Here is a 22,506-nt window from a genome sequence, read left to right on the forward strand (position 1 = left end):
AGAAGTTAAACGTATTATCCGCTAATTTTCAACTTCATTCCAGGTTTAATTTTTTCATCGCGAATATCGTTCCACTTTTTTATGTCGGAAATCGTTATCCCAGGATGTTTTTTGGCTATGCTGTATAAAGAATCACCTTTTTGAACATAATAGTCAATTCCCAATTTTTTAGATACGGCTGCATTATCCTTCTTTTTGAATGAATCTACCGAAGCTTGAGTCGTATTGATGGCAACTTCATTCTTAGCAACTACCAAGACTTTACCTAAAACAATGTTATGATCTGATAACTGATTCCATTCTTTTAAATCGGCTACTGAAGCACCAAATTTCTTCGCTATATTTCCAAGGTTGTCTCCTTTTTCGACTGTATATTCAATGTCTTTCATTTCTGCTTCTGCAACAAGCTCCGTTTTAGTATCGGTATTTGTTGCTGCAACCTTTAAAGACGCTCCTAATTGAACAGTCGTATTCGAGAGATTGTTCCATTCCTTAATTTCAGCAACTGTAACATTGTTCTTTTGAGCAATGCTGTTTAAATTATCTCCTTTTTGAACAATATAAGTAGTGGTAGCATTTGCAGAAACGGTATCTGTCTTAACCTCTTTTATAATTTTAACGTCCTTCACGACTTTTACATCTGTGGAAGCAATTTCCGTTCTAGGTTCTTTTTTAACGGTTTGCACAACGCTTTCTGTAGAAATAATTTTCAAACTTTTTCCGTAGCCAATGGAGTTACTTCTAAGTCCGTTCCATTTTTTAATTTCGGCAACAGCAACATCATATTTACTGGCAATAGAACTCAAATTATCCCCTCGTTTTACCTTGTAATATTTTGTTTTAGTTTGTGAAACTGTTTTTGTTTCAGTGTTATTTTCATCACTTTTTGCTATAGCTTTTGAATTTCTGAAAGGGTTTTCCTTAACATCTATTTCATGTTGTATATAAGCATACATTTTGTCTTCATTCGAAACGAATGTGGCAATTTTTTCTGTTGGTAATCTCAAGTAATGATGTTCGTCGTTGTAAAAAGGAATGATATTCAATTTGTATGACGGGTTCAGTAACTGTAATTGTGAAACGGGAACGTCTAATAAATCAGCAACTTGCTTGAATGACATTTGCTTCTTAATCATTATGGTATCCGTTGCAAAGTGCTGTACTACCGCTCTATCTGCTTTTATTCCATGCTCATTGTGGTATTCATATAAATACATGGTAGCTAAAAAAGCAGGAACATATCCTTGTGTTTCTTTAGGTAGATGTTTTCTTATGTCCCAATAACTTTGTTTTCCTCCAGAGCGTCTGATTGCTTTAGACACATTCCCAGGTCCTGAGTTATAAGATGCCAATACTAATTCCCAATCTCCGAAAATGGAATACATATTAGACATGTATTTTGCGGCTGCGGCTGTCGATTTCAAAGGATCACTTCGTTCATCTACATACGAATCGATCTTTAAATTGTATTGTTTTCCAGTTTGATACATAAACTGCCAAAGTCCGGTGGCGCCCATTCTGGAAACGGCTTTTGGGTTTAATGCTGATTCGACAATAGACAAATACTTTATCTCCAAAGGCACATTTTGTTTGGCGAAAGCCTCTTCAAACATGGGGAAATAATACTCTGAGATTGCCATTAATCGCTCAAACGAATGCTTTCTGTACTTAAGGAACGATTTAATTACATTTTCAAGGCTCTGATTGTATTCAATCTTGAAAGGCGATTTTGCATTCATGGCCTCCAATCTTGATTTCAACAATTCCGTAGGCAATTCATAATCTACCTTCGCATCCATATTGATGTTCTCAATATCAGAAGTAATATCATTGTACAACTCCAGATTTGTCAATTCCTTCATCCATAAACTGTCTACACAGGTAGCCATGTCGTCTTTTACGAAGGTTTTTTTAATTGAATCTAGGTACGATAGATTTGTTTCTATACTAACAATTCCTTTGTTTTCTGCAAATTGTTGCGAAAACGAAGGAATTGATGTTAATAAAATGAAGGATAGTGATATATTTTTTATAGTCATATTAATGTTGTCAACATCCTTAATTCTAAACGATTAAGAAATTGTTATTTTTACAAACTTAATATGTTATAACTACAAACTTCAATAAAAATTGTTAAAAGTGAAATCTCTAGTCTAAAATCGCCGCGATTCCTGGCAATACTTTACCCTCAAGCATTTCAAGCATCGCACCTCCACCTGTAGATACGTAACTCATTTTGTCCTCAAGACCAAATTGTTTTACTGCCGCTACAGAGTCACCACCACCCACAAGAGAGAAGGCTCCTTTTGCAGTAGAAGCTGCTATATATTTACCCAGTTCGATAGTACCATTAGCAAAACTTTCCATTTCGAAAACTCCTAATGGACCGTTCCAAAGAATAGTTTTTGATTCCATAATTACTTTTTCGAAGTTGGCTAATGATTTTGGACCTGCGTCCAAACCTTGCCATCCATCAGGAATTTCTATTACGTCAACAATTTTAGTTTCGGCGTCATTTGAAAATGCATTTGCCGCAACCACATCAACCGGAATATGAATTTGTACTCCTTTTTCTTTTGCTAATCTTAGAATTTCAAGTGCCAATTCTTGCTTGTCATCTTCACAAATAGAATCTCCAATTTTTCCTCCTAATGCTTTTACAAAAGTAAATGTCATTCCACCACCAATAATCATGTGGTCAACTTTATCCAAGATATTTTCGATAACAGTAATTTTAGAAGACACTTTTGATCCACCTAAAACAGCCGTTACAGGCTTCTCGCTATTTTTCAATACTTTGTTTAAACTCTCTATTTCTTTTGCTAATAATAATCCGAAACATTTTTTGTTTTCAAAAAACTGAGCAATGATAGTCGTCGAAGCATGTGCTCTGTGTGCTGTTCCAAAAGCATCATTTACATAGATATCTCCTAGTGCCGCTAGTTGTTTTGCAAAAGCAATATCTCCAGCTTCTTCTTCACTATGGAAACGTAAGTTTTCCAATAATAAAACTTGGCCTGGCTGTAATTCAGCTGCAGCATTTTCAGCCTCTTTACCAATACAGTCTGAAACAAAATTAACTGGTACCTCAAGAACTTCTGAAGTTGTTTTCAAAATATGCTTCAATGAGTATTTTTCTTCAACACCTTTTGGTCTACCCAAGTGTGACATCAAAATTACACTTCCACCTTGCGCTAAAATAGCATCAATTGTAGGTTTTGCTGCTTCAATTCGAGTAGCATCAGTCACGTTAAAATTTTCGTCTAACGGCACATTAAAATCAACACGTATTATTGCTTTTTTATTTTTGAAATCAAAATCGTTTAAAGTCTTCATCAGGTCTATTTTTAGTTTGTTTATTTGAAAGAACACCAAATATAGAACTTTTAGATTATTAATAAATTTGAAAAAATCAAAAAAACCCAAACATAAACAGCGAAATCGATGTAAATCCATAAATAATTTATTTTTATGTCAAATAAAAAATGATATATTCACAAAAAGAGGGAATAACGCTTTCTAAAAGGTTTCCATATCCAATGTCATTTTGCGGTTACATTTTAGTAAACTTTGCTATGTAATATTTTAGACTAACCCATTTTCTTATATCTTTGCTTCATGCAATTTTCTGAAATTTTAGGACAAGAACACATTAAAAATCATCTGACGCGAAGTGCCGATTTGGGTAGAATCCCGCACGCACAATTGTTTGTTGGTCCTGAAGGAAGTGGTACCTTAGCCATGGCGATTGCCTACGCACAATATATTTTGTGTGGCAACCAAAACGGAGAAAATAGCGGTACCAATCAAGCTTGCAATCTAAAGTTCCAAAAGATATCGCATCCCGACTTACATTTTGCCTATCCTACTGTAACGACCGAAGAAGTAAAGAAAAGTCCGAAAAGCATTGATTTTATTACTGATTGGAGAAAATTTATAACCACAAATCCTTACGGCGGTTTATTTGATTGGTACGCCATATTAGGTGTTCAGAATAAGCAAGGCGAAATAAGAGTAGATGATGCACAGGAAATTCTAAAAGCATTGTCGTTAAAATCATATGAAGGCGGTTATAAAATTATGCTAATCTGGATGGCAGATAAACTAAACATTTCTGCTTCCAATAAATTATTAAAGCTGCTGGAAGAACCACCAGAAAAGACCGTTTTTATTTTGATTACTGAGAATGAAGAAGATCTAATTCAAACGATACGTTCTCGATGTCAGATTTTACATTTTAATGGTTTGAGCGAGCCTATCATTGCAGAAGCATTGGTAACAAGAGAACAAACTGATCCCAAACTGGCGGCAAAAATTGCACATCAGGCACAAGGAAATTACAACATAGCCTTACACTTACTTCATGCCGATGATGAAGAACATCCCTTTGAACAATGGTTTGTTACCTGGGTTCGAGCGGCATTCAAAGCAAAAGGAAATGCTGCGGCAATTCAAGATTTGATTCTTTGGAGTGAAAAGATTGCAGGCTTGGGAAGAGAAACCCAAAAGAAGTTTCTTCAATTTTGTATCGAAATGTTTCGTCAGGCGTTAATGATGAATTACGAGACCAAATCGTTAGTTTATTTTGAACCCAAAGTCGATAAATTCAAATTGGAAAATTTTGCACCCTTTGTAAATGGTAATAACATTCACGATATCTTTAAAGAACTTTCTGACGCAATGTATCATGTGGAACGCAATGGAAATGCAAAAATCATATTAACTGACTTATCAATAAAACTTACACGTCTAATCCACAAAAAATAACCATATGAACAACGTTGCCTCCATTTTAATATTAGTTTTTTTAGCGATCTCTTTTCTGCAATCCGGTTACGATAAACTGTTTTATTGGAAAGATAATATCGAATGGTTAAAAGGTCATTTTTCTAAAACACCTTTACGAAATCAAGTACCATTGGCTTTAGCAAATGTGCTGGTATTGGAATTAATATCCGGTATTTTGTGTATTGTGGGTTGCATCGAATTATTGATAAACAATGGTAGAGTATTTGGTTTTTATGGCGCAGTTTTTTCTTGCATAACTTTACTTATGTTGCTTTTTGGGCAACGATTAGCAAAAGATTACGATGGAGCAAGAACCATTGTTATCTATTTTATACCGGCAGTTATGGCCGTGTACTGGTTAAATTAGAATACATAAAAAAAGAAAACAGTAATTACATTGACAAATAAAATGACACCAAAACATCCTTCCGAATCCTTGACAACATTAACTGATTTAGTGTTGCCAAGCGAAACAAATCCTTTGAATAATCTTTTTGGCGGTGAATTACTGGCGCGAATGGATCGTGCTGCAAGTATCGCTGCGAGAAGACATTCGAGAAGAATCGTAGTTACAGCATCTGTAAATAGCGTGGCTTTTAATAGAGCCATTCCATTAGGAAGTGTTGTGACTGTTGAGGCTAAAGTTTCCAGAGCTTTCAAAAGTTCGATGGAGATTTTTATCGATATCTGGGTAGAAGATAGAGAATCCGGTAATAAAACGAAGGCTAATGAGGCTATTTACACTTTTGTAGCAGTAGATGACACGGGAAGACCGGTAGAAGTACCCCAAATAATCCCAGAAACGGAACTCGAAAAAGAACGTTTTGATGCCGCATTAAGACGAAAACAACTCAGTTTAGTTTTGGCTGGAAAAATGAAACCGGCAGAAGCAACAGAGTTGAAGGCCCTGTTCATGTAAAAAATAGAATTTGTGACTGTCTTTTTTATAGAAAATTAAGGTTTTAAAAAAAATCTTGAAAGAGAAAATTCACATCATAAAAAGAAGTATTTTTACGAAAACATACAATTACTTTTAAATGAAATTAATAGCATACTAATCCATGCTGTTAGTTTGTTACAGATAGAAAAACAATACAAATAGATGAAAGAAAAGGTAAAAGAGAAAGAGAAGATGAGTACAGAGAAAGAAGCTAAATTAAAAGCGCTACAACTTACGCTTGACAAACTGGATAAAACCTACGGAAAAGGAACTGTAATGAAAATGGGCGATAAAGCCATTGTTGAAGTAGAAACTATTTCTTCAGGGTCTTTAGGTATCGATTTAGCATTAGGAGTTGGTGGATATCCAAGAGGAAGAATAATCGAAATATACGGCCCAGAATCATCTGGAAAGACTACGTTGACACTTCATGCTATAGCAGAAGCTCAAAAAGCAGGTGGAATTGCAGCATTTATAGATGCAGAGCATGCATTCGACAGAAATTATGCTGAAAAATTAGGCGTAGATATTGAAAACCTTATTATTTCGCAACCAGATAATGGAGAACAGGCATTAGAAATTGCTGAAAACTTGATTCGTTCAGGAGCAATTGATATTGTTGTTATTGACTCTGTTGCTGCTTTGACTCCAAAAAGTGAGATCGAAGGTGAAATGGGAGATTCTAAAATGGGACTTCATGCTCGTTTAATGTCACAGGCATTAAGAAAACTAACCGGAACGATCAGCAAAACAAATTGTACCGTTTTCTTTATCAATCAATTGAGAGAGAAAATTGGAGTAATGTTTGGAAATCCTGAAACGACTACCGGTGGAAATGCATTGAAATTTTACGCTTCGGTACGTTTAGATATTCGTCGTTCTACACAAATTAAAGACGGAGACAGCGTTCTAGGTAACAGAACCAAAGTAAAAGTGGTAAAAAACAAAGTAGCACCGCCTTTTAAAATTGCCGAATTTGATATCATGTACGGTGAAGGAATTTCAAAAACAGGAGAGATTTTAGATCTTGCCGTAGAGTTTGAAATTATTAAAAAAGCAGGTTCTTGGTTCAGTTATGGTGAAACTAAATTAGGGCAAGGACGTGATGCAGTAAAATCTTTAATTAAAGATAATCCTGAATTAGCGGATGAACTTGAAGCTAAAATCAAGGAAAGAATAAAAGAATTAGCAGACGCATAAAACTAAAAAAAAGAGTTGGCCATGGCCAACTCTTTTTTTATACTTTATTTTTTGAAAACATCCATTTTTTCTCGTTTGCTTCATTCTCATACGCCACTAGTTGCGTGTGAATGACATCTCGAACTTCTTCCCTGATATGTCTTCTGTCTATTCCTGTTTTTCCAGAGGTTTCAATTTGTTCATGTATTTTAACCCGCATTAATCCGGGACCACCGCTAAAAAAAGTATACGAAAGTCTCTTTTTATTATCTGCAAAAGTAATAGGAACTATTGGGATTTGATGTTCAATTGCGAGGCGAAATGCACCGTCTTTAAACGTATCTAAAAGTATCGATTCATCATCTGGAACACCACCTTCAGGAAAAATACAAACACTTAAACCGCGGTCTAATCTTTTCTGAGCCTCATTAAAAACTGTCAAACGGCTTTTAGAGCAACCTCTGTCTACTAAAATACAAGTTCGTTTATAGAAAAATCCAAATAACGGAATCTTGCCCAACTCTACTTTTCCAACAAAAACAAAAGGGTTTTTCACCGTGGCGAGCATCAGCATAATATCGGTCATAGAAGTGTGATTGGCCACGATCATATAACTTTTATTCGGTTCTAAGTTTTGGTTTTTTTCGATTTTATAGTAAAACCCCATTCCGAAGAGTATGAATTTGGCCCAAATTCGAGACATTTTAAAATAATATGGATATCCTTTTTCAGATAGGATAGACAATACTAAAAACGGCAACATAATCACTATGGGGATAGTAAATAAAACATAAAACCACATCCGCCACAAAGTCCAGAAAATTATTTTTATTCCTTTCATGACGTCAAAAATAAGGATTCCAATGATACTATTATTAAAAAGAATTAAATTTGGGAAATATAACCGCAAAGAACGCAAAGTTTTACGCAAAGTAAAAAACAAGAATGACTGAAAATGAGATTTCTAACATTGTAATTGGTTTAGCAATTGACGTACACAGAGGACTTGGTCCTGGTTTATTAGAAAACGCTTATAAAGAGTGCTTGTATTTTAAAATTAATCAAGCTGGCTTATTTGTTGAAAAAGAAAAAGCCATGCCTTTAATATTCGAAGACGTTTATTTGGATTGTGGTTACCGAGTAGATTTATTAGTTGAAAAGAAGTTGATAATCGAACTTAAAAGTGTAGATTCTTTAACCGATATTCATTTAGCTCAGACCTTAACTTATTTAAAACTGGGAAAACACAAACTAGGACTTCTTATCAACTTTAATGAAATTCTATTAAAAAACGGAATCAGAAGGGTCGTTAATAACCTATAATTACTAAGTTATTCATCATTTTAACACCTTAGGCCTTGAAAAAAATATTCTTTGCAAACTTTGCGAAAAAACTTTCCGAACTTTGCGGTAAATAACTAAATAAACTACACGAACTTCGCACTTCAGAAAAAAATCACAATGGCTAAAATACTTACAGGCGTTCAAAGTACAGGAACTCCACATTTAGGAAACTTACTAGGCGCAATTATACCGGCAATACAATTATCAAATGATCCTAAAAACGAATCGTTTCTTTTCATTGCCGATTTGCATTCTATCACGCAAATAAAAAACGGAGAATTATTGAGAACGAATACTTACAGCACAGCAGCAGCTTGGCTGGCTTGTGGACTAGACGTAAATAAAGTGGTTTTTTACAGACAATCAGATGTGCCACAAACTGCGGAATTGTCTTGGTATTTAAGTTGTTTTTTTCCTTTTCAACGTTTGACTTTAGCGCATTCGTTTAAAGACAAAGCCGATCGATTAGAAGATGTAAACGCAGGGTTGTTTTCGTACCCGATGTTGATGGCTGCCGATATTTTATTGTATGATGCAGAGTTGGTACCCGTAGGGAAAGACCAATTGCAACATCTTGAAATAACTAGAGACGTTGCTTCAAGATTCAACCACCAAATGGGCGAAACCTTCGTTATTCCAGAAGCTAAAATTCAGGAGGATAGTATGCTGATTCCTGGAACTAATGGTGGAAAAATGAGTAAATCAGCCAATAATATCATCAATATATTTCTGGATGACAAGTCACTGCGCAAACAGGTGATGAGCATTGAAACCGACAGCACACCACTAGAAGACCCAAAAGATCCAGAAACTTGTAATGCGTTTGCTATTTATAAATTATTAGCAAGCGAAGAGCAGTTAGCAACTATGAAAGCTAATTATCTTGGAGGAAACTATGGTTACGGTCACGCCAAACAAGCTTTGTTTGAACTTATATGCGAAACATTCAAAACCGAAAGAGAAAAATACAATTACTACATAAACAACCTTCCTGAAGTAGACGCTTTACTTAAAATAGGCGCTAATAAAGCTACGGCTGTTGCCAATGGTGTTCTAGCAAGAGTTAGAGAGAAATTAGGATTTGAGGTTTAATCCTTAAATCTATTCTATTTGCAACCCTTTCCCGTCAAAACGGAAAGGGTTTTGTTTTTTAAAATATCACCAAAAGCGGGTGTTTTATTTACAAATATTTATTTGTAAGTTTAATCAGATAACGATTTATATATTTGCCCCAAAATAAAGTACCTATCCGACTGCACAAATGTTCGGAAATATTAAAAGGTAACTTATAAATAACTGTGTTAGAAATTTATTTTATGGAAAAAACCTTCGGAGATTTTAGTATCGGTTTGTTAGTCTGGCAATTAATAAATATACTTTTTGTATTTATAATACTTTATTTGATCTACAAACTATTCGTGTACTTAAAGAAACGCTCTTAGCAATTTCATAATTCGCAACCATGAAAAAACTAATTTATATCTCATTAATAATTATCAGCTTTTGTCTATGTTATTATATTTACTATATCAAAAGCGATAAAAAAATATTAAAAGATTTTGCTTATGAAGTTGTTGATGACTCAACCAGCTCTGCGAAGTGTGCTTATAAATCTAAGAGCTGCTGTGCGAATGTCTTTGACTTCGTGCCCACAACAATGAGCAAACAATAACATATAAACAAAAAGCACAGCAATTACTACGGAGAAGAACCGAGAGATGCGTTTTACGAGGCGAGGGCTTGTAATGGATTATACACTGAGAACCCATTAAAGCCAGAAGTGCTAATAGCAAGCGATGGTATTGATTTAAATTTTTCAGAAGAAATATTAAAATTGTTTAACGATAGTGATAATACTCATTTAACGATACGTAACGGCATATTAACTGGTGGTGCCAATGGAAGTACAACAGGTTCAACAATTACAATAAGCAATAGTTATTTATTGAATGCTACAAAGTTATCTGTAGCTAGAACTATGATTCACGAAACTGTACATGCAGTAATAAATGCCTATTTTTATGGCTATTCTGATTTTGAAGATAAACCTTTTCAAGACAAATTACGTCAATATGCGTCTGATAAGGGATTCACAGACATGAATACGTTTCATCATAATTTTATGGGTCAATATATTAATGCAGTTGCATATTCTTTGTACGAATGGGATAAAGGATACGGAACAGCTGGAAGTTTAGGTTGGGATTACTATAAATCTATGGCATATTCTGGAATGTTTCAAGTAGATATAAGTGGTACTATTGTTGCAGAAGTAGATACTTTTAAAGAAATTGTACCCAATGCAGATGATAGACAAACAATAGCGGACATAATATTAAATGAACAAAATGGAAACAGCGAAGCTCAAGGGACAAAATGTGATTAAATATGTATTATTAATAGTTTTTTTATTCACATCAAACTACATGTTCTGCCAAAAGAAAATAACTGGGATATATAGTAGCTTAATGCCACATCAGGAACATTATAATTATTTTGATTTTAATACAAATGGAACATTTGAGTACCATTCAGGTGCCAGTTTAGGAGATGATGAATTTGGCAAAGGTTATTATCAAATAAAAAACGACAGCTTAATTTTAAATTATGATTTGACTGAAATCAAAGAAGATAGTTATTATAAATCAAGGCGTTACTACAATTCAAAAGATTCTATTCAAATCAAGTTTAACGCATATAATTTTAATAAAACACCAATACAAAATATTCAAATTTATTCGTATCCAAATTATAAATCAACGAAAACAGATTCAAATGGAGTAGCTACGCTCAGTTTTAAAAAAGTTGAACGTAATTCTAAAATGGAAATCCATATCGATGGAGCGTTTTTAGCAAAACAAGTTATTTATATAGATGTTAATACTAATTACATTATTGATGTGTATATGAGCAAAAGTGTAATAATTGGTTTTGGACACCCAAAAGCCATAAAAAATGAAACAGAAAAATATAAAATACTTGAATACCAAGATGATATTATAAAATTGAAAAATAACAGTAGAGTTATGGACTTAATTAAGCAATCTAAATAAAATACAAACCTTAGCTACATTATCTGATTAAGTAATAGCGACAGTATTTGCACATAAAATAATCCACTCCCGCTGGCACTCGTTTGTTTTATCGTTCTGGTGCTTGCCTACGGCGAGTACCTATCTAAATTGATAATACAAAACCTAGCGTTTGCAACTCGGATCATTAAAAAATAGAAATGCGTAAAAGCATTGTTTCGTTCAAACCTATAAAATATGTAATATTCAATAGTTAGGTAAATGAGTCGCGTTTTAAACGCTATATTTAGTGCTAAAAAGTAAGTAGGCACTCGTTATAAACGAGTACCAGAGGGGGATAAAGGAAATTATACCCCAAAAGGAGAACCTTGTACAAAATAAATTAAAATCATGAAATATTATATATACTGCATCTTGTGTTTAATATTTTTTTCTTGCGCTTCTAACAATTTTGAAAAGCGAATAATACCCGATTTTATAAAAGAAGAAACAGCTGGAAAATATTATTATAGCGTACTAGTAGAAGAAGCATATCCAAGAATACTTCCATTAGAAAACTACGAGAAAGCGTATTTAGACAGAAACATTCCTCTAGAAACGCATAAAGTCAGAATGATCTCTTTCAATAATAAGCGAACTCCACAATGGCCAATAGATTCTTTAGAGATTTCAAAATTAAAAGAAAAACACTCGAAAGATACTATAACATATCACTGGAAAAAAAAGGATTTTATTCGACCTAAATTTAAAATTTTTAAGAAAAAAGAAATTTTATTACAGACAGCTCCATACGCCAAAAACATGACTTGGAAAATGCTTTATTAATATCAAAACCAATAATAAGCTCGAATAAAAAATTTGCTTTATTTTTCAAAAGCTCTTACATAGTCGGTTTTATGTACGGAGGAAGCTCCGAAACAATATTAATGGAAAACGTAAATGGTACTTGGAAGAAAATCAACACCTATGTACTTCCATAAAAAAACACCATAATAGCGAAGTTGCCAATGGTGTTCTAGCGAGAGTTAGAGAAAAACTGGGATTTGAAGTGCAGTAAGTCTTTAGTTCTAGACTTATAAAAATTAACCGCAGATTCGCAGATTACTATAAATAGTAATAATCTGCGAATCTGCGGTTTTTATAATATCTGTTTATATCGCCTCAAACAATTTCCCTGGCAATGGCCGCACTACGCCTTTCAGCTCCATATTTAACAGCATCCCAGAAATCCTATAAATAGGAAAATCACATCGCAAAGCAATGATATCCATCACTTCTTTTCCTGTTTTTAGTAGATAATCATACACTTTTTGTTCATCGTCCTCTAGAGTCACAAACAATTGTTTTTGTACGGGCTTCGATTCTTTCTGAATATCCCAATTCAGAATGTAAACCAAATCCGCGGCGCTGGTGAGTACGTTCGCTTTTTGGGTTTTGATCAGGTTATTGCAGCCTTGGGAATATTTGTCAGTCACCCGACCTGGAACAGCAAAAACATCGCGGTTGTAATCATTGGCCATATTAGCCGTGATCAGTGAACCACCTCGATCTGCCGATTCGATGACGATGGTTGCCTCGCTCATTCCCGCTACGATTCTATTTCTACGCACGAAATTTTCTTTATCGGGATTCGATGAACTCCAAAACTCCGTCATGAATCCGCCGTTCTGCTCGACCTTGGCGACATACTTTTTGTGTGTTTTGGGATAGATTTGGTTCAAACCATGTGCTACTACTCCTATTGTCTGCAAATTATGTTCCATCGCTAGTTGGTGCACCACGATATCAACGCCGTACGCAAAACCACTAACGATTACTGGATCCAGCGGAGCCAAATCCTCGATCAGCTTCCGACAGAACTCTGCGCCGTAAGACGTGATTTGTCGCGTCCCAACGATACTGATTATTTTTCTGTTTTTTAAATTAATGTTTCCAGAAGTGAATAATAACAAAGGGCCGTCGATACAATGCTTCAACCGTTCAGGATATTTTTCGTCTTGAAAATGTGTTACATTAATCTCGTTTGATCGTATGAACTCCATTTCTGCATTGGCTTTATCAAAAACAGCCTGATTTTTCAGGTTTCTAAGTAACATCGAACCCACACCATCAATGGCGCCAAGTTGGGTAGACTTGGTTTTAAAAACGGCCTCGGCACTGCCACAATGAGTCAGAAGCTTTTTAGCCATAATGTCGCCTACACCCTCCACTCTTTGCAAGGCCAATAAATAAAATAAATCTTGTTCTGTCATGCTAATTATTTGTAGTTGAAATGTATAAAAAAAATACGCTGATTGTTAATAAAAATTGTGAATAAAATTTTGATAACTATTTTCATTGTATAACTTTGTCTCTATGAACATCGAACCTTACATCGCGCAGCTTTTATATCGTTATCAATGTGTTACCGTTCCTGGATTCGGTGCATTTTTGACTGAAATCCAATCGGCAAAGTGGGTTGAAAGCGCAAATTCATTTTTTCCTCCAAAAAAGATGATCTCTTTCAATGCCAACTTAAAAAATAACGATGGCCTTTTAGCCAACCATATTGCTCAATCAGAGAAAACCTCTTATGATTATGCAGTAAGTGCTATTCAGTATGAAGTATTGAACTGGAAAAAAGCATTAGAAGCAAATGGAAGTTTTTCGATAAAAAACGTAGGAGACATAAGTCTTAACGCAGACAACAATATTGTTTTCAAACCTTTAGATCAAACTAATTATTTGACTAGTTCTTTTGGTTTAAGCGCTTTTGTTTCTCCGGCTGTAAAAAGAGAAATTTTCGAGCAAAAAATCGAAGCATTAGAAGAGGACGCTATTATTACTTTAGATACAGAAGAAAGAAGCGGTCGTTCTTATTTACAATATGCCGCTATTTTTGTTTTAGGATTAGCATTAACTAGCACTGTTAGTTATTCTGTATATCAAAACCAAATCAATTCCGAAACGGTTTTGGTTGAAACGGCTGTTCAAAAACAAGTAAACAATAAAATTCAAGAAGCTACTTTCTTTATAAAAAGTCCACTGCCTGCGGTAACCCTTTCGATAAAAGAAAGTAAGATGTCGTATCACATTATGGCCGGTGCTTTTAGAGAGGAAGCAAATGCTGATAAAATTTACAAAAGGTTATCAAACCAAGGATATAAAGCCAGACGTATCGGCATTAACAAATATGGCCTTTATCCTGTTCTTTATGGAAGTTATGCCACTTTTGCCGAAGCTGAAAAAGCAAAGAAAGAGATTCAGAAAAACGACAACCCAGAAGCTTGGGTCTTGATCGAAGATTTGTAAAAATAAACTCTATTAAAACTGAAACCTCCAAATAACTTTTGGAGGTTTTTTTATGCTCAAATTGATTCTTATGAATACAAGGACGGCTATTACTTAAAGCCATTTTACTCCATTACCCTTAATAAAAGCCTTTTTTAAGATGTTAAACAGATGATTTTATAAAAACCATATATTGTAACAGCTTTGGACTAAACTCCGCATGAGAATGCCTTATTTTACCTTTAAATAAAAAGCGATTTAGGAACTACCCTAAATCGCTTTTCTATTTAAACAATCTCGCTAATTTGAAGCACGCCCTTTGTATTGGTGTAATTAGGAATATCTGCTGCAAATGTAGCAGAATGCGGTATAAAATAAGCTTGAAAAGCCTCCAAGGAATCAAATGTTAAATGTGCGATAGCCACATAAGGAGCTGACTCACCTGGAGCTCTACCTGCTAATCCAATATTCAATTCTAATCCTTTTAAGGCATCACCCAAGGCTTCCTTAATCATAGGAAGATGTGTGTTTTTGTAATATTCTACATCAAATGTGGTGTCTGGACCACTAGGATACATTACGCTTACTTTTATCATGATTCTCGTTTTTAGATTTATAAGTTACTACCCGTATTTTGTACTGGGAACGTTCTTTATGCACTTTCGCGCAGCCCGACGGGAGTGGAGCTCTTTTTTGTGCAGCATAGCGGAGCAAAAAAAGCGGGAACGGAGGGCGGAATTGCTGCCCAAAGATACAAAATACGGTAAGTTACTTTGATCGCTTACTGCTTATTTTGACCAAGCAAATTTTTGAAATGCAGCATCAACAGGAGTATTTGCAATGTGATTTGTATAGTTACTAATCACTTTTTGAGATAATCCTAGGATGATATCTAGCACTTGTTGCTCACCGTAACCTGCTGCATAAAATGCATTTAATTCTTCTTCAGAAACGTTTCCACGGTTGCGAACCATGCTTAATGTAAATGTACGTAAAGCTTCTAATTTAGCATCAGCTAATGGAGTTTCGTTACGTAACGACTCGATAATAGCGTTGTCTACTTTCATCATGTGAGCAATTCCTGTGTGTGCTGGAACGCAGTAATGACAAGCGTGCTCTACGTTGATGGTTTGCCAAACTACTGTCAATTCTTCTTCGTTGAATGAAGAAGCTACAAATAACTCATGTAATACTTGGTACCCTTTTAAAGCACTAGGAGACGCAGCTAATACACCGTGCAATCCTGGAATCATTCCGTATGCTTTTTGCGAATCTTGTAATAATGCTTTGCTTTCTTCTGGAGCAGACTCGATAGAGTGAATTTTTAAAGTTGTCATAATTTTGATTTTAAATTGTTTTTAGTTTTATTTAATATTTCTAAGCACTTGCTTAGTTTTAGAACAAAAAAAAGCTAGAGGTTTTTGAACGTTAATTCAATATAATCTTCTATTTCTTGTTTATCGTTGACTCTTGATGCTGCGGCAAGTCCGTGTTTTGCTAGTAGCAAATAATTGGCTTGCTTCAATACCGTTTGTTCGTCTTTACTTTTATCGCTTCGAATTTTTTCTATGAATAGCTGTTTGATGCCACCCATAAATTCTACCATTTGTGTATTAATGATTTGGTCTTCTGCTTCTGCAAATTCGTTGTAAGTATTGGTCAAGAAACAGCCTTTGTAGTTCCCTACCTCGATTGGGACTTGAACCGAATCATAGAAAAAATCTTTGATGTCGTTGATTCCGTTTGTGCTGTTTTTAAACTTTTCGAACATGCAGTTTACTTTGCTTTTGTAGCATTTTAAACTTTCTAAAAACAGCCCTTGCTTACTACCAAAACTAGCATAAATCGAAAATTGATTGATTCCCATTTCCTTTTCCAACATACGTACAGAGGTGTTTTCATACCCATTGCGCCAGAACAAAGACATTGCTTTTTCTAGAACTTCCTGCTCGTTATATTGTTTGCTTCTTGCCATTACTATTTTAATACGGTGCAAAACTAAGCAGATGCTTTGAAATAAAAAAATTATTTGGAAACTTTTAACGTTTGCTACTAAATACTTACTATAAATCAGACCTTTAAATAACAAACACCCGATAGACTTTAGAAACCTATCGGGTGCTGCTAACAAATAAATTGCTGTTGTTTATCTTTAAATGATACTATTTATTAGAACTTACCGTTCGTGTTTTTCCAAGTATCTTGGGCTGCAATTGTTTCTACAACGTCCCAGTGTTCAGCGATTTTGCCATTCTCCACTCTAAATAAATCATAAAATGAATTATGGTCTGCGCCAAAGTGCCCTTCACTAACAACTAGAACAAAATTTCCTTGACCTAAGACATTGTGAATTGTATCATATTTCATGAAAATTCCCTGTTTTGCAAGTGCTCCCAATGCTCCACCTAAACCTGATAATTGGTCAGGAATGTTAGGATTGTGTTGGATATAATCATCACCATTAAAGTACCCTGCTAACTTTTCCATTTTACCATTAACTAAAATATCAGAAACGAAATTCTTAACTAATGCTTTGTTCGCTTCTGTTTTATCAAGATCTTTAATTTCAGTAGCTCCGTCAATCATCGAGTGTCCGCTTGGGTTTGCAGTTGCTGGAGTTTCTTGTAAATTATCCCAATGTTCTACGATTTTTCCGTTTTCGAATCTAAAGATATCAAAACCTATTTTTGGTCCGAAGAAATTATAATCTGTTTGTGTGAAAACAAAATCACCATCTTCAAAAGCACGAACTGTATTTACTTTAGCTGAATTAGGCGGCAATTGTTGCAAAAGTGCTCCAAAACCAGCTAATCCATCCCCTACTCCTAGATTGTGCTGAATGTATTTTTCAGGATTAATATAACCCGCTGGCTCATGAGCTCCTGTTTCGATTGATTTTAGTAATGCGACTACTTTTTGTTTGTTTGAAATTTCCATGGTGTTTTCTTTTTTAATTTTTGATTTTTTAGATGTTTGACCGTAAGAAGCTGTTAGGCTTAGTCCAAAAATTAATGCAGCACTTGTTATTGATTTGATCATTTTTTTATTGTTATAAATTGATGATGCAAAGGTGCGACGGTAATCAAAAAGAAAAGGGATACAAAAAGTCCTTTGGATGGTAAATTTGTGCCAGAATTGAAATTAACTCAAAAAGCTATCTCTAAATTCGAGTGGTGTAGAAAGATGGTTTTTACGGAAATACTTAACAAAATTAGTAGGTTCCTCAAATCCCAAAGCAAAACTAATTTCCTTAACAGATGTAGTTGAATGTGCCAAAAGCCTTTTGGCTTCTAGCATGATACGATCATCGATGATTTTTTTTGGCGTTAAGCCCAAGACTTTTGAAGTAGCGAGATTGAGTCTCTTTTTAGTAATGTACATTTGAGTAGCATAACTATTGACTTGCTTATTATGGTGAAATTGATGCTCTAGCAATTCTTTAAAAATCATTATATAATCTAAATCTGGTCCTTTCTTAATTTCAGTAAAATCTTGATTGCGTCTTTCACGTTCCAAAAGCAATAAAAAATTACGGAGATAATTGCGTAAAACATCCGCTTGATATTCGTCTTTTTGTTGCTCAATCTCTGTTTCTAAAGCGGTAATAAGTTCGCTAAAAATGGAGCTGATATTCGGAATCACAATGTGAGGGGTTTCGAATAAATCGTTGAATAAAATGCTACTTTTCAAAAAACGAACATCAGACGCTTCTTTACAGAAAAAATGATCCGTAAACAAAATTACCTTTCCTTCCATAGGAACCTTCCTGTCAAATTGCTGTACACTGTTTTTATTGACAAGAACAACCGTGTTTGGCTCAATAACTATGGGCTTAAAATCAACATAATGCACGGATCCCCCTTTTTGAAACCAAAGAACCTGGTAGAATTCGGCGCGATGTGCTACCGTTATTTCTGCTTTAAATTCGGCATAGAGTTGCTTCATTTGAAGAATTTCAAACTCTTGTGGCAATCCTTCTTTAAAATCGTATTTCAGAATGTCTTCAGTCAAATTTTTTTGTTCTAATGAAAAAATAATATAAAAGGCGGATTTAAGCTCTTTACTGCTCGATTGCCTGCGCAAATATAGGAATTTCACTCAAAGACAAAACGGTTCTTAAAAACAAAGGTCTGAGGCTTGTTAACCCATTAGATTATTCGACATGATCTTTTCTAACTGATAACAATACTAAAACAGATTCTAAAAGAACGTTAAAAAGTATTAAACTCAAGTTAAACACTATATTCATCAGCCGTTAGTGAAACCAGTTTTGTACTTTTAAATATGGAAAATATATTAGTAGCCGGTGCTAATGGCACTACAGGAAAAAAAATAGTAGACCTTTTAAATAAATCTCAAAATTTCAACCCTATTGCTATGGTTAGAAAAGAAGAACAACAAGCCTATTTTAAGAACCAAAATATTCAAACTGTCTTGGGCGATTTAGAAGCTGATGTTACTTCCGTATTTACTAATCCAATTGACCGTGTCATTTTTGCCGCGGGTTCAGCGGGTAAAAATGTGATAGGTGTAGATCAAGAAGGCGCTAAAAAATTAATAGATGCTTCTAAAAAGGCAAATATCAAGAAATTTGTAATGTTGAGTTCTATGGGAGCAGACAAACCCGAAGAAGCAACTCAATTGCAAGAGTATTTGAAAGCAAAGCATAATGCTGATGAATATTTAAAAAGCAGCGGATTAAACTACAGTATTGTTAGACCAGGAACTTTAACGAATGACTCGCAATTAGAAATGATTGAGTTGAAGCAAAAGTTAAATAAACATGGCGAAATCAGTAGAGCCGATGTTGCACAAACATTAGTGCAAAGCTTAGAAGATAAAACCGCTCACAATGCAACATTCGAAATTATAAAAGGAGATACTTCGATTCAGAATGCGTTGAATAAAATCAGTTAATAAGAATATAAAGTACGCAGTTTAGATTTATAATAGAATACAATTATTGATTCAACCAAAAAAAACCGAAAGAACTTTATTGATTAAAGTAGTTTCGGTTTTTTTATTTGTTGTTTTAAAAAAATATTGCTTCTAAAAATTTTAGTATATGTTATAACTAAATAAGCCACTTCGTTATTTGTCAGCAGCACTCTATTCAGAAAGGGCTTTAATTGTTCGTTTTTCGTTATTTTTTAAATAAATAAGCAGCCCAATTGCCAAGGCCGCGCATATTGAAAACCCAACAAACAGTGGCAAAGCCGTGTCAGCAATAAATCGGCCAATGAAGATACTTATTGGCACTGCCATAATTGTAGAAATACATCCCGTAACTGCTGCGGCTGTCCCAGCAATATGACCTACTGGCTCCATGGCCATGGCGCGTATATTTCCGAATAGGAAACCAATACTAAAAAATTGCAAACCGAAAAACAGTATCAAAATCCGCACATCTGGATTTGGCGCATTATAAAATAAAGCTACGTAAGTTGCCGAAACCACGAAGAAAGAAACTAATGCAACCGTAATTAATTTCTCCATTCCGTATTTTATTACTAGAACGCCATTAGAAAAAACAGCTGCACCAATTGCAATTGCCAGTCCGGCGAAAATGTATGGAAACTCTTCCTCAAGATTGTATTGATTCTGGAATATTTGTTGGGAACTACTGAGGTACACCATAAAAGATCCAGTAATAAATCCCGAAATAATGGTGAAACCAACGGTTTTTTTAAATTTGAATAGCTCTTTAAATTCGCCTATAAAACCGGTTGCGGAGAACACTTTTTTGTTCTCTATGGATAAAGTCTCCGGTTGTCTTTTCCAAAACCAGAAAGAAACAAAAAGACTAATCACTACTTGAATATAAAAAATCCCATGCCAGTTGTAGTAATCCAGCACAAATTTACCCAAAGCAGGAGCAATCACAGGAACTAATATAAAAACAACCGTCACAAATGACATGATACGCGCCATATAATCGCCGCTGTACATATCGCGAATAATGGCAATACTAATGGTTCTAGGAGCCGACAATCCTATTCCTTGCAATATTCTACCCACTACCATCACTTCTAAACTTGTAGCGTTTACACAAATAAAACTAGCACCAATGAACAAGGCAAAACCCATGTAAACCACTGGTTTTCTCCCTAAACTATCAGAAAGTGGACCAAAAATTAAAGGGCCAAATCCAAGACCAAGAAAGATCATCGTAATGAGCAGTTGATTATCCACAACTTCAGTAGTACCAATGGTTATTCCAATAATCTCCAGCGCTGGCAATAAAGCATCAATCGCTAATGCTACCACCGACATTAGTGACGCCATAAGTGCGACAAATTCAAATTGGGAAGTTCGGATATTATTTTGCATCAGGCAAAAATACAGTATTGATTTGGTTTCGGCACTGTTTTATGAAATTCCAAACCTTTTTAGTTTTGCCTTTTTAGTAGCGAATAGTTAGTTAAAAACTGGATTTATTGTAGTTGTCACCGATTTTTAAACGCTTATTTTTCTAATGGTACCGCTGACTGAGCAGCATGCTTTAACTGTATTGAAGATAGTTCCAAATTTTTCAATATTCTTTTGAAGCAAATCAATATTTAAGCTTTCGTCATGACTGTAGATGAGCAATTCATATTGTATTTCATCCATTCTTGGTGGTTTTTCTAATCGTACTGCATTTACGGTTAACTCGGCGTTTGAATATTCAAAATTCATCATCACCGAAAAACGCGCTACATTTTTAAGAATACAAGCCGAAAAGGATCCTAGAAACAATTCTGCGGGATTGGGTAAACTCGCTTCTGTATCGGGAGAAATCCCAAAACTAATCTCGGATTCCTTGATATGTACAGCTGCATTTTTATTAGAGGAAATACTGGCTTTGACAGAATAGTTCATAGAGTGAATGGGTTTAGTATAGAAAATTGTGGATCAAACCACTTACTATCAAATATACATCAAATACGGTATTACTTTATGATTAATTACAACAGATCTCATTGATAAATCAACCACACGTTAGCACGAAATTGTATTACGTGACCGTAAAGAGAAGCCAAAAATTATAGTGGTTTAGCTAATGATGTAAAAGTAGTGTATTTTAGAGTTTTTCTTAAAAAAGATAAGTGCATTGTAGATAAGGTTGACGGACTCTGATTATAGTCTTTAACGAACAGGATTGCGGAGCCATTTGATGAGATTCCTCCTCTGTCGGAAAGACAAATTACTGGAGAATGGGTGGAAGAATAGCAACAACTAAACATAGTCAAAACAAGAATTCAAGCATTACTATCAGGTACTATTTGTCATCCCGACGAAGGAGGGATCTCCGTAATACGGGCTATTGACGAGGATAATCAGTTTTCAAATAGGCTACTGTGTTATAAATAGACCCTATAAAATAACAAAAGAGTATTGATTTAGTTTGCGGGCACGGAATGCAATTCCGCGCGATCGGGCGGGCTCGGCTGTGTATAAAGTTACTAAGGCAGCTGAATTGGGATTGCATATAAACATCTAACGGGCTTACCATTTACCATTGCAGGTGTCCACTTGGGCATCATCATTAAAACTCTTTCTGCTTCTTTTCCACTACCGTAGCCCAAATCTTTTATTATCGAAATATTAGAAATATTGCCATCTTTTTCTATAGTAACGGTTGTACTGATTTTACCTTTAATTTTTTGACCGTTAATTAGGGGAACTTGATAATTCATTTTTACGAACTCGTCCAATTTTATCCATCCTCCAGGAAAAATAGGCTTTACCTCTACTCCTAAAACATTATAAATAACATCTTCGTTTAAATTGTTCATATCATCACTAGGCGCTGTGCAAACAATGACCTGAATCGAATCATTAATTATCTGTTTATATTTGGGTTGTCCAAAACAAAAAGCAATAAAAAACAAAAAAAATGAGTTAAATAACTTTTTCATAAAATCACTAATAAATTATTAAACCATTAATTGTAAAGTAAATGATAAACGA

The 22,506-nt window shown here is 34.7% G+C and carries 23 protein-coding genes; 11 read left to right on the forward strand and 12 right to left on the reverse strand.

What is annotated here, in order from left to right; translation table 11 throughout:
- Positions 1–14: 14 nt before the first annotated feature.
- Positions 15–2,039, reverse strand: coding sequence for a LysM peptidoglycan-binding domain-containing protein (locus BLV35_RS04705; protein WP_091085487.1), 2,025 nt, complete (start codon positions 2,037–2,039; stop codon positions 15–17).
- A gap of 109 nt (positions 2,040–2,148) precedes the next feature.
- Positions 2,149–3,336, reverse strand: coding sequence for a phosphoglycerate kinase (locus tag BLV35_RS04710; RefSeq protein WP_091085804.1), 1,188 nt, complete (start codon positions 3,334–3,336; stop codon positions 2,149–2,151).
- Between the two features lie 282 nt (positions 3,337–3,618).
- Between BLV35_RS04710 and BLV35_RS04715 the strand changes: the two genes are divergently transcribed.
- From BLV35_RS04715 to recA, 4 genes are all read left to right on the forward strand, one after another.
- Positions 3,619–4,767, forward strand: a complete 1,149-nt coding sequence (locus BLV35_RS04715; protein ID WP_091085490.1) for a DNA polymerase III subunit — start codon at positions 3,619–3,621, stop codon at positions 4,765–4,767.
- A gap of 4 nt (positions 4,768–4,771) precedes the next feature.
- On the forward strand, positions 4,772–5,155 hold the full coding sequence (locus BLV35_RS04720; protein ID WP_091085493.1) for a DoxX family membrane protein: 384 nt from the start codon (positions 4,772–4,774) through the stop codon (positions 5,153–5,155).
- A gap of 42 nt (positions 5,156–5,197) precedes the next feature.
- Positions 5,198–5,707 (forward strand): acyl-CoA thioesterase, encoded by a 510-nt coding sequence (locus tag BLV35_RS04725; RefSeq protein WP_091085495.1) that lies wholly within the window; start codon positions 5,198–5,200, stop codon positions 5,705–5,707.
- A gap of 213 nt (positions 5,708–5,920) precedes the next feature.
- Positions 5,921–6,928: a recombinase RecA gene (gene recA / locus BLV35_RS04730; RefSeq protein ID WP_091085808.1), complete on the forward strand. Its 1,008-nt coding sequence runs from the start codon at positions 5,921–5,923 to the stop codon at positions 6,926–6,928.
- 37 nt (positions 6,929–6,965) lie between these two features.
- Here the strand turns inward: recA and BLV35_RS04735 are convergent, their stop codons facing one another.
- Positions 6,966–7,748: a lysophospholipid acyltransferase family protein gene (locus tag BLV35_RS04735; protein ID WP_091085811.1), complete on the reverse strand. Its 783-nt coding sequence runs from the start codon at positions 7,746–7,748 to the stop codon at positions 6,966–6,968.
- A 104-nt stretch (positions 7,749–7,852) separates the two neighbouring features.
- Here BLV35_RS04735 and BLV35_RS04740 point away from each other — a divergent pair, with 104 nt between their 5' ends.
- The 5 genes from BLV35_RS04740 (at position 7,853) to BLV35_RS04760 (ending at position 12,108) form a co-directional block, all read left to right on the forward strand.
- Complete coding sequence (locus BLV35_RS04740; protein WP_091085497.1) at positions 7,853–8,230, forward strand: GxxExxY protein; 378 nt, start codon at positions 7,853–7,855, stop codon at positions 8,228–8,230.
- 138 nt (positions 8,231–8,368) lie between these two features.
- Complete coding sequence (gene trpS / locus BLV35_RS04745) at positions 8,369–9,343, forward strand: tryptophan--tRNA ligase (RefSeq protein ID WP_091085501.1); 975 nt, start codon at positions 8,369–8,371, stop codon at positions 9,341–9,343.
- A 688-nt stretch (positions 9,344–10,031) separates the two neighbouring features.
- Complete coding sequence (locus BLV35_RS04750) at positions 10,032–10,637, forward strand: hypothetical protein (protein ID WP_091085504.1); 606 nt, start codon at positions 10,032–10,034, stop codon at positions 10,635–10,637.
- Positions 10,600–11,304: a hypothetical protein gene (locus tag BLV35_RS04755; RefSeq protein WP_143031834.1), complete on the forward strand. Its 705-nt coding sequence runs from the start codon at positions 10,600–10,602 to the stop codon at positions 11,302–11,304. The genes BLV35_RS04750 and BLV35_RS04755 overlap by 38 nt, the downstream gene beginning before the upstream one ends.
- A gap of 369 nt (positions 11,305–11,673) precedes the next feature.
- Complete coding sequence (locus BLV35_RS04760; protein WP_091085508.1) at positions 11,674–12,108, forward strand: hypothetical protein; 435 nt, start codon at positions 11,674–11,676, stop codon at positions 12,106–12,108.
- Positions 12,109–12,434: 326 nt separating this feature from the next.
- On the opposite strand, the gene dprA is transcribed toward BLV35_RS04760, so the two are convergent.
- Positions 12,435–13,535 (reverse strand): DNA-processing protein DprA, encoded by a 1,101-nt coding sequence (dprA, locus tag BLV35_RS04765; protein ID WP_091085513.1) that lies wholly within the window; start codon positions 13,533–13,535, stop codon positions 12,435–12,437.
- A 103-nt stretch (positions 13,536–13,638) separates the two neighbouring features.
- Between dprA and BLV35_RS04770 the strand changes: the two genes are divergently transcribed.
- The gene (locus tag BLV35_RS04770) at positions 13,639–14,574 is read left to right on the forward strand and encodes an HU domain-containing protein (RefSeq protein ID WP_091085518.1); all 936 of its coding nucleotides are present in this window, start codon (positions 13,639–13,641) and stop codon (positions 14,572–14,574) included.
- A gap of 266 nt (positions 14,575–14,840) precedes the next feature.
- On the opposite strand, the gene BLV35_RS04775 is transcribed toward BLV35_RS04770, so the two are convergent.
- The 5 genes from BLV35_RS04775 to BLV35_RS04795 all read right to left on the reverse strand — a co-directional run bounded on the left by BLV35_RS04775 (position 14,841) and on the right by BLV35_RS04795 (position 18,564).
- Entirely contained in the window at positions 14,841–15,149 is a 309-nt protein-coding gene (locus BLV35_RS04775) for an EthD family reductase (RefSeq protein ID WP_091085520.1), read from the reverse strand.
- 192 nt (positions 15,150–15,341) lie between these two features.
- The gene (locus BLV35_RS04780; protein ID WP_091085523.1) at positions 15,342–15,890 is read right to left on the reverse strand and encodes a carboxymuconolactone decarboxylase family protein; all 549 of its coding nucleotides are present in this window, start codon (positions 15,888–15,890) and stop codon (positions 15,342–15,344) included.
- A 74-nt stretch (positions 15,891–15,964) separates the two neighbouring features.
- Complete coding sequence (locus tag BLV35_RS04785; RefSeq protein ID WP_091085524.1) at positions 15,965–16,528, reverse strand: TetR/AcrR family transcriptional regulator; 564 nt, start codon at positions 16,526–16,528, stop codon at positions 15,965–15,967.
- Positions 16,529–16,722: 194 nt separating this feature from the next.
- Complete coding sequence (locus BLV35_RS04790) at positions 16,723–17,592, reverse strand: nuclear transport factor 2 family protein (protein ID WP_143031835.1); 870 nt, start codon at positions 17,590–17,592, stop codon at positions 16,723–16,725.
- Positions 17,593–17,694: 102 nt separating this feature from the next.
- Positions 17,695–18,564 (reverse strand): AraC family transcriptional regulator, encoded by an 870-nt coding sequence (locus BLV35_RS04795; protein ID WP_245712010.1) that lies wholly within the window; start codon positions 18,562–18,564, stop codon positions 17,695–17,697.
- A gap of 273 nt (positions 18,565–18,837) precedes the next feature.
- Between BLV35_RS04795 and BLV35_RS04800 the strand changes: the two genes are divergently transcribed.
- Positions 18,838–19,470 carry an SDR family oxidoreductase gene (locus BLV35_RS04800; protein ID WP_091085527.1) on the forward strand — a complete coding sequence of 211 codons (633 nt, stop codon included), beginning with the start codon at positions 18,838–18,840 and terminating at the stop codon, positions 19,468–19,470.
- 192 nt (positions 19,471–19,662) lie between these two features.
- Here BLV35_RS04800 and BLV35_RS04805 read toward each other — a convergent pair whose 3' ends face one another.
- The 3 genes from BLV35_RS04805 to BLV35_RS04815 all read right to left on the reverse strand — a co-directional run bounded on the left by BLV35_RS04805 (position 19,663) and on the right by BLV35_RS04815 (position 22,454).
- Complete coding sequence (locus tag BLV35_RS04805) at positions 19,663–20,883, reverse strand: multidrug effflux MFS transporter (RefSeq protein ID WP_091085530.1); 1,221 nt, start codon at positions 20,881–20,883, stop codon at positions 19,663–19,665.
- Positions 20,884–21,009: 126 nt separating this feature from the next.
- Positions 21,010–21,414 (reverse strand): OsmC family protein, encoded by a 405-nt coding sequence (locus BLV35_RS04810; RefSeq protein ID WP_091085534.1) that lies wholly within the window; start codon positions 21,412–21,414, stop codon positions 21,010–21,012.
- Between the two features lie 584 nt (positions 21,415–21,998).
- Positions 21,999–22,454 (reverse strand): energy transducer TonB, encoded by a 456-nt coding sequence (locus BLV35_RS04815; protein WP_091085536.1) that lies wholly within the window; start codon positions 22,452–22,454, stop codon positions 21,999–22,001.
- Positions 22,455–22,506: the final 52 nt, after the last annotated feature.

Origin of the sequence: Flavobacterium gillisiae (assembly GCF_900107635.1) — a bacterium.
In the GTDB taxonomy this organism is placed as follows: domain Bacteria; phylum Bacteroidota; class Bacteroidia; order Flavobacteriales; family Flavobacteriaceae; genus Flavobacterium; species Flavobacterium gillisiae.